The sequence below is a fragment of the Arthrobacter sp. LT660 genome (assembly GCF_056172845.1).
The window spans coordinates 594,511-606,514 of sequence record NZ_CM149651.1 but is presented as its reverse complement, the minus strand read 5'-3'; the positions used below and the strand labels follow the sequence as shown (position 1 = coordinate 606,514).

Here is a 12,004-nt window from a genome sequence, read left to right as displayed (position 1 = left end):
GATTGGCTACTTCAGGAAGTAGATGATCGCGAACAGCGCGATCCACACGACGTCGACGAAGTGCCAGTAGTACGACGTGACGATTGCGGACGTCGCTTCGAAGTGACCGAACTTACGCGCTACGTATGCGCGCCCGATGATCAGGAGGAAGGCGATGAGTCCGCCGGCCACGTGGATTCCGTGGAAGCCGGTGGTGATGTAGAAGGCCGAACCGTAGGGGTTCGAGTTCAGGGCGACGCCGTGGTGCACCAGTTCGGTGTACTCATACGCCTGAACAGCAACGAAGATGGCGCCGAGGATGAAAGTCACGATGAACCACTCGACCATGCCCCATTCCTTGAAGTTGAACAGCCCGCCGGTGCGGCGGGGCTTGAGGTCCTCCGCGCGGAAGACCCCCAACTGGCAGGAGAAGGAACTGGACACGAGGATGATCGTGTTGATGAGCGCGAACGGAACGTTGAGTTTCGCTGTTTCCGTTGCCCACAGCTCCGGCGACGCCGCACGGAGCGTGAAGTACATGGCGAAGAGCGCGGCGAAGAACATCAGCTCGCTGGAAAGCCAGACGACGGTTCCGACCGACACCATGTTGGGGCGGTTCAGCGCGGGATGCGCTGGGACATTGAGGGCTTGAGTCGCAGTTGTCACAGAGCCATTATGTCTATAAAAGTGCCGGTCGCACCAATGCATCCGGCCCCGAGTCGCCGGTTTTCACGCCGGTCAGGCCTAAGTTCCGCGGAATACCGGGGCAGAAACAATTCCGCACTTTCTACAAAACGTAGATAACCTAGTTGCGTGTCAACGACTTCTGCCGCCCGTACGTTCCCAAACTGGCCCGCGCTCCTGACCGCGTTGATCGGGGGAACCGATCTTTCGACCGCCGACGCCGCGTGGGCCATGGGCGAGATCATGTCCGGAAACGCGACCGACGCACAGATCGCCGGCTTCCTGGTTGCCCTGCGGTCCAAGGGCGAAACGGTGGAGGAATTGACCGGACTCGTGGCGGCCATGGTGTCCAGCGCGAAGCCCCTGCCCCTGACGGGGGAGAAGCTGGACATCGTCGGCACCGGCGGGGACCGCCACAACACCGTCAACATCTCGTCGATGGCGGCGCTGGTCTGCGCGGGCGCCGGAGCGCGGATCGTCAAGCACGGCAACCGGGCCGCGTCGTCGTCCTCCGGGTCGGCCGACGTGCTGGAGGCGCTCGGCGTGCGGCTGGACGTCGGCGCGGAGCGGCTCGAGGCCGTTCTCGACGCCGCGGGGATCACCTTCTGCTTCGCGCAGGTGTTCCACCCGTCCATGCGCTTCGCCGCGGTGCCCCGGCGAGAGTTGGGGGTGGCCACCGTCTTCAACTTCATGGGTCCGCTCACCAACCCCGCCTTGCCCACGGCATCGGCCATCGGCTGCGCCGACCTGCGGATGGCGCCGCTGATGGCTGGCGTCTTGGCGAACCGGGGCGTGCGCGCCCTGGTGTTCCGCGGCGGAGACGGGCTCGACGAATTGACCACGACGACGACCAACCGGGTATGGGAGGTCAGGGACGGCGGAGTCGCCGAGTCGGAGTTGGACGCCGCCGACCTCGGCATCGCCCGGGCAACCCTCGAGGATCTGCGCGGCGGCGACGCTGAGCACAACGCCGCCGTGGTTCGTCGCGTCCTCGGGGGCGAACCGGGGCCGGTGCGCGACGCCGTCGTGCTCAATGCGGCGGCGGCGCTGGTCGCGCTGGACCATTCCGCCGAAGTCTCACTGCTAGAACGCATGGCCAGGGCGATGTCCCGCGCCGAGGATGCCATCGATTCCGGACGCGCGGCGTCCGCCTTGGAGAACTGGGTCCGGGTCACCGCCGGTTAGCGGGACGTCGGCGGTTGCGCGCCTATTCGAGTCCGAGGGAGAACGCGGCGTCGAGGTCGTGCTGCGAATACGCTCGGAAGGCAATGTGTGTGGACGTCTCCAGGACGCCCGGAACCTTCGACAGTTTGTTGGCGATGGCCTCGGCGAGGTCGTCGTGTTGCCGGACACGCGCGATGGCGATCAGGTCCCAGTCGCCGGCGACAGAGTAGACCTCGCTGATGCCGTCGATCTCGGAGATGCTCTGCGCGCATTCAGGAATGCTATCCGCCTGCGTCTGGATCATCACGAACGCTGTGATCATGTTGCCTGCCTTCGGTTCTCTCGGCGGGTCGCCAGCCGCCCGCTTCTGCTTTCGAGCCTAGTTCACGGCCCGCCGGCGCGCACTTTGCGTGAGGCCGCGAACTGGGTCACGGCGCGCCGTCCCAGCAGGAGGACGCCCAGGGCGATCGTTGCCACGACGACGAACGGCACTGCCGCCGTCGATCCCGTCAGAATCCTTAGCGCCAGTCCCAACGCGACGGTTCCCAACCACAGCACGACGCCGTGGGGCCAGATCCGCGAGTGCGTCGCCCGGAACCGCGTCGCCAGGGCGAGAACAGCCAGTGCCAGCAGGAACGGCGCGGCGGTCTCCAAGATACCCAGTACGCCCAGGCTACGCTCATGCTCTCGGTGGCCGATGGCGGCGAAGAGCATCACCAGGAGGGCGTCAACGAGCAGCAACGGAATCCATGGGGAGCGATATTGCATGGTCCCATCGTAGTCTTGGGGCCCGGCGACAGGTGCCTTGCGATCCGCGTACACAAAACTTAGGCCTTGTATTGGGGAGAACAAAACGTTAGCCTTGTTACATGATTGTTGTGACCATCGACCAGCGAGCCTCCCGAAAGCGGCCGGACCGCGTCGATGCCCTTGTCGAGCGGCTCAACGCCGACTATCGCGCACTGCGTCCCTTCGAACGCACGGCCGGGGACGAGCTGCAGGGAGTGCTCGAAGACGGCCGCGACGCGGCCGCCCTTGCGCTCGACGTCGCACGGACGACGCAGTGGAGCGTGGGCATCGGCGTCGGCGGCGTCAAGGAACCCCTGCCGATGCAGACCCGGGCCGGTGCCGGCGAGGCCTTCGAGATGGCCCGCGATGCGGTGGAGCGGGCCAAGAACTCGCCGGCTTCGATCGCGGTCTCCGGGGCGGGGGAGGAGGCGGCCAGGATCGAGGCGGAGCTGCAGCTCGTGGCCGAGGTGGATCGCCGGCGCAGCGAGGCGTCGGAGAAGGCGGGCGCAATGGTCTCCTCCGGGCTGTCTCAGAAGGAGGCGGCCGCCCGGTTGGGAATCACGCAGCAGGCGGTCTCAAGCCGACTGTCTTCGGGCCTCTGGCACCAGGCGCGGAACCTGGCCACGCACGCCGGACAGGCGCTTCACACGTATTCGCGGCGAGTGGGCGGGGAACGGTAAATGGGTGTCATCGCCATCGTGCTCTCCGTCGTGGCGGCCGCCGGGGGAGTGCCGCAGTACTTCAGGCGCTTCCGGGGCCGCTCGGACAAGTTGCTCTTCGCCACGGCCTTGTCCCAGGTCTTGCTGATCGGATTGGCGGCGCTGGTGGCATCGGCGGCGAGTTCCACTGGTGCGCTCGAGCCGGTCCCCCTGCCCGTCGCGGTGGTTTTCTCCGTCGCCGCGGCCGCCTTGGGCGGGGGGCCCGTCACGGTAGCCATTCTTCGCCTGGCGGAGCGCGAGGATCCTCCCGCGGTCACCGAGGGGCAGTCGACGTACGTCCATCCGCCGGTCCTGCAGGGCGGGGCCTGGATCGGGGTCCTTGAACGCGTTGCGATCGCCGCCACACTATGGGCCTCCTGGCCGGAAGGGCTGGCGGTGGTCCTTGCGGTCAAGGGCCTGGGGCGGTATTCCGAACTCGGAAAGGACGGCGCAGCGGAGCGCTTCATCCTGGGCACGTTCTCCAGCGTCCTCTGGGCGTGCGCATGCACGGGCATAGGCTTCATGGTTCAGGGCTGAGCCGGAACCCGACGGGTCTTGACCTGACTGTCGATCAGCGAGGGACAGGTGGCATCTAGTCCGAGGTCGTCGGCTCGTATCCGATCAGCCAGTGAAGCCCGTGCCGGTCGACGACTTGGCCGTCGGCCGCGCCCCACGGCTTCGCGGCCAGGGGATCGAGAACCGTTCCTCCGACGGCCAGCTTGTCGAACCACTCGTGGAGGGTCGCCGGATCGGCCGTGCCGAGCAGCGACATCATCGCGCGCTCCAGCCGAACGCTCGTCCCGTCTTCCGCCCCGTCGGACCCGGCCAGCGGTACGACGCCGTCGAGGACTCCGTGCGCGATCGCGTCCGGTGAGCCGGAGCTGTCTCCGAAGTCCGCGTTGGTGTGCAGGACGAGGTCGCCGCCGAACACGTCGGAGTAGAATCCGAGCGCCTCGCGGGCGTTGCCGGGGAAGTTGACGTAGAGCATGGGGGCTGTCATGCGGATACGCTAACATCGGCCGCGGGCACGCGTCCCGGGAACACGTCATCCGATTCGGCCGGCCTGCTCGCTGTCTGTTGGGCGTCCGCTTCCGTACTACTTGACATAATGTACATTATCGGCGTTTGAATCAGTGGCGTCGGAAGGGATTGGATGGCCCCGCAAGCGCCTGGACAGGCCAATTGGCTTCAGGCAACGACGCCTACGCCGAATACGCTGGACAGAAGGCCGGACCAACTATCTCGAACATCAGCCGCCAACCAGCCAGCCAATCAGCGCGACCGCAATCATTTCTGGCATTCCATCGCCCGGATTTGTCACGCCGGACATTAGCCTCACCGACGCCCGACCAATCCAGGGGCAAACCGAGGGCTTCGCGATGGCGCGGCCGCGAACGACCGAGATAACCTCGTTGACATAACTAGAACCACTTGGCGGCCAGCGGGGCGTCTTATTTGGGCTACGGCGGGTTCTCTCAGCCTTCGAACAGGCAAAACGGATGGCCCGCCGGATCCAGATACACCCTGACGTCCCGCTGCGGCTGGACCGACGCCACCACGGCACCCAGGCGCTCGGCGCGCGCGCCGGCGGCAAGGAGGTCATCGACCAGCAGGTCCAGGTGCGCCTGCATCTGCTGCTCCCCCGCCATGGACGGCCACGCTGGCGGCACATGGCCCGGCTCGGCTTGGAACGACAGCCCGACTCCGCCGTCAGGTGGGCCGATCATCACCCATCCGGGTTCGTCCCGCCGGAGTTGGGCGCCCCGGACCGGTTTCCCTGTGCCACGCTTAATCGCATGAGCGAAACTTTGGCAGCCGCGCACGCCTCCGACTACCCGGCGGGACGGATCGCGGAGATGGTCCACAACATCATCGAGGCCCACCGGTCCGGTACGTTGCCCGCGATTGCGCAGCTGGGCCACCCCGTGCTTCGGATGCCTGGGTTCGCCTTCGAAGGGCAGCTCGACGACGACCTGCTCCGTTCGTTCCTCGCGACGATGCGCGCGACGATGCACGACGCACCGGGCGTCGGCCTCGCGGCCCCGCAAATCGGAGTCCCCCTGCGGATCGCGGTGCTGGAGGACCGGTACCCGGTGGACCCGGAAGTCGGCGTCGAACGCGAGCGGACGCCGCTGGAGTACTTCGCGGCCATCAACCCGTCATACGCGCCGCGCGGCCCGCGCACCGCCGCGTTCTACGAGGGGTGCCTATCGTTCAACGGCTACCAGGGAGTCGTCGCGCGTCCCGCCGTCGTCGAGGCGGCATACACGGACGACGCCGGCGCCGCCGTCGTGCGCGAACTCGCCGGCTGGCCGGCACGGATCTTCCAGCACGAGACCGACCATTTGGACGGGATCGTGTACATCGATCGTGCCGAGACGCGGAGCCTCGCCAGCACCGTCGAATACCTCGAACGGTGGTCCGAGCCGGGCATCGCCAATGCTCGGGCAGCGCTGGGCTTCTGAGACCGGCGGGGCTTTCGACCTCAGCGCGCCCGAGCGGTCTGCGGGACCGATCCGGCGGGGGCTGCCGGTCTCGGCCCTTCCACCGGGAGGTACCGGGCGAACCACTCGAGGATGGCCTCGAAGCGCTGGCGCCGGTGCCACGGCGTGCCGCCCCGCGACAGCTCGTGGTTCTCCCCCGGGAACAACAGGAATTCCGCCTCCACCCCGTGGCGCAGGAGTTCCACGAAGTATCGCTGCGCCTGCTCCAGCGGGCACCGGTAGTCCTCCTCGGAGTGCAGGACCAGCGTGGGTGTCCGCACGTCGCCCACCCTGGCCATCGGACTCTGCGTGAGCACGTGAGCCGGGTCCGTTCCCGTGTACGCCTCGCTGAAGAACCAGCCGATGTCCGAGGACCCGACGAAGCTCAGCGGGTCCAGGTAGGCACGCTCCACGACGGCGGCCTTGAACCGATGGTCGTTCGCGATGGTCCAGGCGGTCAGGTATCCCCCATACGAACCCCCGAGCACGCCGACACGCCCCCCGTCGAGTGACGGTTCGGTATCGACGGCGCCGTCGAGGAAGGCCAGGACGTCCCGAAGGTCCACGGTTCCCATCGCGCCCTTGATCGCCAGGCCGTGCTCCCGTCCATAGCTCGCGCTCCCGCGCGGATTGCACTGAACGACGGCGTAGCCCGCTTCCACGTAGACCTGCGCCTCATCGAAGTACGACCACCCGTATTGCGCGTAGGGTCCGCCGTGGATGTTCAGCAAGACCGGATGCGGGCCCTCGCCCCGCGGCAGGAACACCCAGCCGTGCACGGGATAGCCGTCGGCCGGGTCGACGACGAGTTCCCGGGGCTCGGCGATGCGCGTGTGTTCGCGGAGCCCGGCCGCGAAGTCGGTGATCCGGTGGATCGACCCACCCCGGACGACGCCCACCTCGCCCGGCGTCGCCGGCGTGGCATAGGAGGAAACCACCGTGCCGTCGGCTTCGGCGGCTCCGCCGACCTCCAGCGGCCCGGAGGCGAGCACGAGGGCGCCGCCGTGGGCGTCGAGGCAATGGAGCTCCACGCTCCCCCGCACTTGTGCGAGCGCCAAGACGGATCCGGTCCCGTGAGGCGCGAGCGTGGAGCTCGCGCCGGTGTAGTCCGCGTCCGTCAGATCGGTCAGCAGCCTCGGCTCTGAGGCGTGGTCCCGGCCAAGGAGATCGGCGTCGAGGGCAAAGACCCCGGTGTTCCGGGCGACGAAGTCCGTGCCGTCGCGGCCAAGATCCTGCCCCAGCAGGAACAGCGTGGAACCGTCGCGGGAAAACACCGGACCGGCGAACGAACGGGTCGACGTCGACGACCCCGCCACGGGCTCCGGTACGGCGCCCTCCCGGTCGACGGCGACACGGTGCACCATGGAACGCAGATCGCGGTCGGCCCCCGCGTGCAGCGCCGCCGTGAAGTAGAGGTGCCGCCCGTCCGGGGAGAAGGCGGGATCGGAGGCGTCGCGGTCCGCGGGCGTCACGAGCCGCGGGGCCGGCATGCCCCTGGCCGCCGGACCCGCGGCATCCGAGTCCCTGCGCCCGGATTCGTCACCGCGCTGAGCGGAGTCGGCCAGCGACTTCGCCGCGCGGCCCACCGGCTCGACGAAGGGTTCATCGTCGAGCGCCGGGACGTCGATGACGTGGATGCCCTGCACCTTGTCCCGGATGAATCCCGGACCGTTCGCGCGGTACTTGAACCCGGTGATGCGCCGCGGGTCCTCCGCACCTGCGCCCACGCCGTCGAGCGTTCCGTATCGGCCCTCCTCCGGAGTGCGACTGACGAACGCCAGGCGCGCGGAATCGGGGGAAAACGCGAACGCGGACACCCCCAAAGGCCTGTCCGTGACAATGCGTGGCTCCCCTCCCCCGGCGTCGACGACCGCCAACTGCGGACGGCCCTTGCCGTCCGGACGCAGGAAGGCGACGATCCGGCCGTCGGGCGAGAACCCAGGCGCCGCGTCCGATTGCCCACGGGTGAACCGGCGCCACGTGCCTCCCACCAGGTCCACCATCCACAGCTGGCCCACCGGGGCGTCCGCCTCGATGCTTGGCCGCGAAGCGGAGACCACCGCACGGCGCCCGTCGGGACTGATCGAGGGCGCGGATAGAGTGGTCATCAGATCGAGCTGAGTCGGTTTCACAGCGCGATCATATCTGAAAGAGTTACTGAAAGAAATAACCGTGAGCTCCCCCCAACACCTCACGCTCGCGTTGCGCTGTCCGGTCTGCGCGCGGGCGTTGTGCCTCGTGGCCGAGAACAACCGGCCTCTGGTCTGCGCCGTAGGCCACCGTTACGATGCCGCCAAGCAGGGTTACTACAACCTCCTGACCGGCAAGGGAACCGCGTTCCGCGAGGACACCGCCGCCATGGTCCAGGCCCGGACGGATTTCCTGGCGGCCGGACATTATTCTGCGCTCGCCCAGGCCGTCGCCGGCATGGTGGTCGAGGCGACCCGCGGCCGCGAACACGCAACGATCCTCGACGCCGGGGCAGGCACCGGCTACTACCTGGCCGCGGCGCTGGCGGCCGTCCGCGCCGCGGGAACCCGGCCCACGGCCGTCGCCATGGACATCTCCCGGTATGCCATGCGCCGAGCCGCCAGACTCCAGGACACCACCGCCCTCGTCTGGGATCTGTGGCGCCCCCTCCCACTCGCGGACGCGTCGGTCGACATCCTGCTGAACGTGTTCGCCCCGCGCAACGGCGCCGAGTACCGCAGGGTCCTCGCCCCCGGTGGGATCGCCGTCGTCGTCACGCCCCTGCCCCAGCACCTGGCCGAGGCGGCCGAACATCTCGGCCTGTTGGCCATTGCCGGCGGGAAGGAGGAATCCGTGTCGGCCAGGCTCGGGGACGGATTCGACCACCTGAAAACGACGCCGCTGAGCTTTGCGATGCGGCTGGGAGCGGAAGACGCCCTTCGCCTCGCGCTGATGGGCCCCGCCGGCCACCATCTGGACGGGGCCGGACTGCGCGAGAGGCTCTCCGGCGGCATGTTGCCCGAGACGGTCACCGCCGCGTTCCGCGTCCAGGTTTTCCGCCGCCGCTGACCCGGCCGGCCAACATACGCCTCCGGGGTGACGAACCCCGGCGGCGCCATCGGGCAAGATGGTAGGTACCGAGGGCCACCCGGGCCCTCCACAGTGAAACCCGGTGGACCAATGTTCGAGTGGATCGTCACCAACGGCTGGGTCTTCTGGCTGGCGCTCTTCCTGATCCTCGCCATCATCGAAATGATGTCGCTGGACCTGTACTTCATCATGCTCAGCGGAGGCGCGCTCGGCGCCGTGTTCGTGGCGCTGGCCGGGGGTCCCTTTTGGCTGCAGGCGCTGGTTTTCTGCGTCCTTGCGCTGGCCATGGTCTTCTTCCTGCGTCCCATTGCGCTCAAGCACCTGCGCAAGGGACCGCCCAGCCACCGGACAAACGTCGACCGCCTCCTCGGACAGGACGCGCTCGTGCTCGAACCCACGTCCCGCATGGCCGGCCGCGCCAAGATCGGCGGCGAGACCTGGAGCGCGCGCACGGACGACGACGCGCCGATGGACCCGGGCGTGTACGGAACCGTGGTGCGCATTTCGGGTGCGACCGCATACATCACCGCCCGGGCTTCCGAGCCCGCCGGCGAGTAGGGAACCAAGGGCCGGACGCTCCGGCCACCGCGCCCACGTGGCGCGCAACGAAGGGGGAACACATGTTTGACTCGCCGGGATCCGGCGTCGGAATCGTCCTGATAGTTCTGGCTGTTTTCGTCGTGATCGTCCTTTTGCGCTCGGTGCGCATCGTCCCGCAGGCGCGGGCCGGAATTGTGGAGCGTCTGGGGAAGTACCAGCGCACGCTGGGGCCCGGGCTGACCATCCTCATTCCCTTCGTGGATCGCCTCCTGCCGCTCCTGGACCTTCGGGAAAACGTGGTGAGCTTTCCGCCGCAGCCAGTGATCACGGAGGACAACCTCGTGGTCTCGATCGACACCGTGGTCTACTTCCAGATCACCGAGCCGCGCGCCGCCACGTACGAAATCGCCAACTACATCCAGGCGGTCGAACAGCTGACGACGACCACCCTTCGTAACGTCGTCGGTGGCCTGAATCTCGAGGAGGCGCTGACCTCGCGCGACCAGATCAATGGTCAACTGCGCGGCGTTCTCGACGAGGCGACCGGCAAGTGGGGCATCCGCGTGTCCCGCGTCGAGCTGAAGGCGATCGATCCGCCGCTGTCCATCCAGGACTCGATGGAGAAGCAGATGCGCGCCGAGCGCGACCGCCGCGCGGCCATCCTGACGGCCGAAGGCACGAAGCAGTCGCAGATCCTCACCGCCGAGGGACAGCGCCAGGCGGCGATCCTCGCCGCGGAAGGCGACGCGAAGGCCGCCATCCTCCGGGCCGACGGTGAGGCGCAGGCCATCGCCAAGGTCTTCGGTGCCATCCACGAGGGGAACCCGGACCAAAAACTGCTCGCCTACCAATACCTTCAGACGCTACCCAAGCTCGCCGAGGGTTCCTCGAACAAGCTGTGGATCATCCCCAGCGAGGTGGGCGAGGCCCTCAAAGGCATCGGCGGGGCTCTCGGCAACCTGCGTCCGGAATCGGACGACGACGCCGGTTCGCACCGCACGCCGTAGGCAAACCCATGGCGGCGGGCTCCGGCGCCCGCCGTCTTGGCGCGTATACTTGACTCTTCGAGACTTCCGTACCGCCGGGAATCATTACACCGGCGGTGACGTTGAACATCAAAGCCGTTACCGTCAGCCGTTGTAACGCAGTAGGGAGAAATGATGAGCGATCGTAGTCTGCGCGGAATGCGCCTTGGGGCACAAAGCATGGAGACGGAGGCGGGCGTCGAGCCGGCGCCCCGCCAGCGTGTCGAGTACCGGTGCGAGGACGGCGAGCAGGTCTTCGTGACGTTCTCCTCCGAGGCCGAGATCCCGGCGACCTGGGTGTCCAAAACCGGCAAGGAAGCCCTGCTCGTCGACGGTGAGAAGCCGGTCGACTCCAACGAGAAGCCCGTTCGCACCCACTGGGACATGCTGCTGGAGCGACGTTCGGTCGACGAATTGGAGCAGATCCTGAAGGACCGGTTGGACAAGCTGCGCGTGGCGCGTGGCGAAAAGGTCTCCTAGCCGCCGGACCCGTGAGGCTTCACCCCCAGCCGGAGGACGCACTCCACGCAGAAGACCCGCACCGTTTTGGTGCGGGTCTTCTGCGTGGGAGGGGTGCGGGGCTGGCGGATTGTCAGCCGCCCAAGCCTCCCGTGAGCTTCTTCCAGCGTGAGCCCACGCCCCAGCGGGTCACGTTCCACATGGCCTCAACGACGATGTTCCCGCTCATCTTGGATACGCCCAACTCGCGCTCCACGAACGTGATCGGGACCTCGACGATGTTCTTGCCCAGTTGCGCGACCCGGAAGGTCATGTCCACCTGGAACCCGTAGCCGACGGACTCGACCGCGTCGAGATCCAACGCCTCGAGGGTCTCCCGGCGGAAGGCGCGGAAGCCGGCCGTGACGTCCTTGAGCCTCAGCCCCAGCATGGTGCGCGCGTAGAAGCTGCCGACGCGCGAGATCAGCTTTCGGTGCAGGGGCCAGTTCACGACGCCACCGCCTTTGACCCAACGAGAACCGATGACCAGGTCGGCACCCTTCGGAATCTCGGCCAGGAGGAGGGGCAATTGCTCGGGCTTGTGCGAGCCGTCGGCGTCCAGCTCGACGACGACGTCGTACCCGCGGTCCAGCGCCCACCGGAATCCGGCAAGATACGCGGCTCCGAGGCCGGCCTTGCCGGTCCGGTGCAAGACATGGATTCGCGGGTCGTCCGCGGCCATGCGGTCCACAAGATCCCCGGTTCCGTCCGGGCTGTTGTCGTCCACAACCAGGACGTCGGAGTCCGGAACGGCCGTCCGCAGGCGTCCCATGGTGATGGGAAGGGACTCGAGTTCGTTGTAGGTCGGAATGATGGTGACTACCCGCACGCGGTATTACCCCTCTTACACGATGATGCGAAGCCCGCGGCGCGGGTCCGTTTCTCGGCCGGGGCGACTCGCCCCTGCCCCACAGCGGACGAACCGCACGCGGGGAAGCCAGTGAACCAGTATACGGCCCGGCCGTCGGACGGCCGTTTCCCACTCCGGGAGGGCACGGAAAGACCCCGGGAACTTCGGACCAACATCGTCTCGCGCGGACGCGTGGGAAGTTGTTTTCTACTGCTCCCGGGGCCTAGTCCTGTG

At 67.6% G+C, this 12,004-nt stretch carries 15 protein-coding genes; 8 read left to right on the top strand and 7 right to left on the bottom strand.

Annotated elements, in window-relative coordinates; all coding sequences use genetic code 11:
• Positions 1–6: 6 nt before the first annotated feature.
• A complete protein-coding gene (gene ctaE, locus AC0QSG_RS02820) occupies positions 7–645 on the bottom strand; it encodes an aa3-type cytochrome oxidase subunit III (protein WP_435726145.1) in 639 nt (212 codons plus the stop codon).
• Between the two features lie 147 nt (positions 646–792).
• On the opposite strand from ctaE, the gene trpD reads away from it, so the two are divergent.
• Entirely contained in the window at positions 793–1,848 is a 1,056-nt protein-coding gene (gene trpD, locus AC0QSG_RS02815) for an anthranilate phosphoribosyltransferase (protein WP_475376581.1), read from the top strand.
• Between the two features lie 22 nt (positions 1,849–1,870).
• Here trpD and AC0QSG_RS02810 read toward each other — a convergent pair whose 3' ends face one another.
• Positions 1,871–2,149 carry an Lrp/AsnC family transcriptional regulator gene (locus AC0QSG_RS02810; protein ID WP_435726143.1) on the bottom strand — a complete coding sequence of 93 codons (279 nt, stop codon included), beginning with the start codon at positions 2,147–2,149 and terminating at the stop codon, positions 1,871–1,873.
• Positions 2,150–2,211: 62 nt separating this feature from the next.
• A complete protein-coding gene (locus AC0QSG_RS02805; RefSeq protein ID WP_475376580.1) occupies positions 2,212–2,595 on the bottom strand; it encodes a DUF3054 domain-containing protein in 384 nt (127 codons plus the stop codon).
• A 101-nt stretch (positions 2,596–2,696) separates the two neighbouring features.
• On the opposite strand from AC0QSG_RS02805, the gene AC0QSG_RS02800 reads away from it, so the two are divergent.
• The gene (locus AC0QSG_RS02800) at positions 2,697–3,296 is read left to right on the top strand and encodes a hypothetical protein (protein WP_475376579.1); all 600 of its coding nucleotides are present in this window, start codon (positions 2,697–2,699) and stop codon (positions 3,294–3,296) included.
• On the top strand, positions 3,297–3,851 hold the full coding sequence (locus AC0QSG_RS02795; RefSeq protein WP_475376578.1) for a hypothetical protein: 555 nt from the start codon (positions 3,297–3,299) through the stop codon (positions 3,849–3,851). It begins immediately after the preceding gene.
• A 55-nt stretch (positions 3,852–3,906) separates the two neighbouring features.
• On the opposite strand, the gene AC0QSG_RS02790 is transcribed toward AC0QSG_RS02795, so the two are convergent.
• Together AC0QSG_RS02790 and AC0QSG_RS02785 are read right to left on the bottom strand one after the other, a co-directional pair.
• Positions 3,907–4,314: a VOC family protein gene (locus AC0QSG_RS02790; protein WP_475376577.1), complete on the bottom strand. Its 408-nt coding sequence runs from the start codon at positions 4,312–4,314 to the stop codon at positions 3,907–3,909.
• Between the two features lie 475 nt (positions 4,315–4,789).
• A complete protein-coding gene (locus AC0QSG_RS02785) occupies positions 4,790–5,137 on the bottom strand; it encodes a VOC family protein (protein ID WP_475376576.1) in 348 nt (115 codons plus the stop codon).
• Here AC0QSG_RS02785 and AC0QSG_RS02780 point away from each other — a divergent pair.
• Positions 5,111–5,779 (top strand): peptide deformylase, encoded by a 669-nt coding sequence (locus AC0QSG_RS02780; protein WP_475376575.1) that lies wholly within the window; start codon positions 5,111–5,113, stop codon positions 5,777–5,779. The two genes, AC0QSG_RS02785 and AC0QSG_RS02780, sit on opposite strands and share 27 nt — an antisense overlap.
• A gap of 20 nt (positions 5,780–5,799) precedes the next feature.
• Here the strand turns inward: AC0QSG_RS02780 and AC0QSG_RS02775 are convergent, their stop codons facing one another.
• Complete coding sequence (locus AC0QSG_RS02775; protein ID WP_475376574.1) at positions 5,800–7,929, bottom strand: S9 family peptidase; 2,130 nt, start codon at positions 7,927–7,929, stop codon at positions 5,800–5,802.
• Between the two features lie 40 nt (positions 7,930–7,969).
• Here AC0QSG_RS02775 and AC0QSG_RS02770 point away from each other — a divergent pair, with 40 nt between their 5' ends.
• From AC0QSG_RS02770 to AC0QSG_RS02755, 4 genes are all read left to right on the top strand, one after another.
• The gene (locus AC0QSG_RS02770) at positions 7,970–8,836 is read left to right on the top strand and encodes a putative RNA methyltransferase (protein WP_475376573.1); all 867 of its coding nucleotides are present in this window, start codon (positions 7,970–7,972) and stop codon (positions 8,834–8,836) included.
• A gap of 111 nt (positions 8,837–8,947) precedes the next feature.
• Complete coding sequence (locus tag AC0QSG_RS02765; protein ID WP_475376572.1) at positions 8,948–9,415, top strand: NfeD family protein; 468 nt, start codon at positions 8,948–8,950, stop codon at positions 9,413–9,415.
• A 62-nt stretch (positions 9,416–9,477) separates the two neighbouring features.
• Positions 9,478–10,404: an SPFH domain-containing protein gene (locus AC0QSG_RS02760; protein ID WP_435726133.1), complete on the top strand. Its 927-nt coding sequence runs from the start codon at positions 9,478–9,480 to the stop codon at positions 10,402–10,404.
• A 153-nt stretch (positions 10,405–10,557) separates the two neighbouring features.
• The gene (locus AC0QSG_RS02755) at positions 10,558–10,902 is read left to right on the top strand and encodes an RNA polymerase-binding protein RbpA (RefSeq protein ID WP_435726132.1); all 345 of its coding nucleotides are present in this window, start codon (positions 10,558–10,560) and stop codon (positions 10,900–10,902) included.
• A gap of 112 nt (positions 10,903–11,014) precedes the next feature.
• On the opposite strand, the gene AC0QSG_RS02750 is transcribed toward AC0QSG_RS02755, so the two are convergent.
• Positions 11,015–11,749 carry a polyprenol monophosphomannose synthase gene (locus tag AC0QSG_RS02750; RefSeq protein WP_435726131.1) on the bottom strand — a complete coding sequence of 245 codons (735 nt, stop codon included), beginning with the start codon at positions 11,747–11,749 and terminating at the stop codon, positions 11,015–11,017.
• Positions 11,750–12,004 lie beyond the last annotated feature (255 nt).

Bases quoted from the DNA above. Each gene is read 5' to 3' on its own strand.
- AC0QSG_RS02760 (WP_435726133.1), top strand. From the start codon at position 9,478: ATGTTTGACTCGCCGGGATCCGGCGTCGGAATCGTCCTGATAGTTCTG.
- AC0QSG_RS02790 (WP_475376577.1), bottom strand. From the start codon at position 4,314: ATGACAGCCCCCATGCTCTACGTCAACTTCCCCGGCAACGCCCGCGAG.
- AC0QSG_RS02805 (WP_475376580.1), bottom strand. From the start codon at position 2,595: ATGCAATATCGCTCCCCATGGATTCCGTTGCTGCTCGTTGACGCCCTC.
- AC0QSG_RS02755 (WP_435726132.1), top strand. From the start codon at position 10,558: ATGAGCGATCGTAGTCTGCGCGGAATGCGCCTTGGGGCACAAAGCATG.
- AC0QSG_RS02780 (WP_475376575.1), top strand. From the start codon at position 5,111: ATGAGCGAAACTTTGGCAGCCGCGCACGCCTCCGACTACCCGGCGGGA.
- AC0QSG_RS02800 (WP_475376579.1), top strand. From the start codon at position 2,697: ATGATTGTTGTGACCATCGACCAGCGAGCCTCCCGAAAGCGGCCGGAC.
- AC0QSG_RS02765 (WP_475376572.1), top strand. From the start codon at position 8,948: ATGTTCGAGTGGATCGTCACCAACGGCTGGGTCTTCTGGCTGGCGCTC.
- AC0QSG_RS02795 (WP_475376578.1), top strand. From the start codon at position 3,297: ATGGGTGTCATCGCCATCGTGCTCTCCGTCGTGGCGGCCGCCGGGGGA.
- AC0QSG_RS02810 (WP_435726143.1), bottom strand. From the start codon at position 2,149: ATGATCACAGCGTTCGTGATGATCCAGACGCAGGCGGATAGCATTCCT.